This is a genomic window from Nocardioides cremeus (genome assembly GCF_030518195.1).
Classification (GTDB): domain Bacteria; phylum Actinomycetota; class Actinomycetes; order Propionibacteriales; family Nocardioidaceae; genus Nocardioides; species Nocardioides cremeus.
Genome location: NZ_JAULSC010000509.1, coordinates 1 through 207, shown reverse-complemented (window position 1 = coordinate 207; position 207 = coordinate 1). Strand labels below are relative to the sequence as shown.

Here is a 207-nt window from a genome sequence, read left to right as displayed (position 1 = left end):
GTCACCGGGGTCGTGCTGGTCATGGGTGCCCCGGGCAGCCGCATCGAGCTGGGCACCATCGCGGTCCTCTCGAACCCGCTGCGCTACGCCTTCGACGTGGCGTCGACGGCGGCGACCCAGTTCGTGGTCGGCGACCCGAGCAAGCCGCCCGTGGCCGAGGACGACGAGCCGGGTCTGGAGGGCAAGGACTTCTACTCCCCGCCGCGC

General features: G+C 72.5%; 1 protein-coding gene. It reads left to right on the top strand.

Annotated elements, in window-relative coordinates; translation table 11 throughout:
- Positions 1–207 (top strand): hypothetical protein (locus QWJ41_RS21900; protein ID WP_302710607.1); only part of this gene is annotated, 207 nt, incomplete at both ends.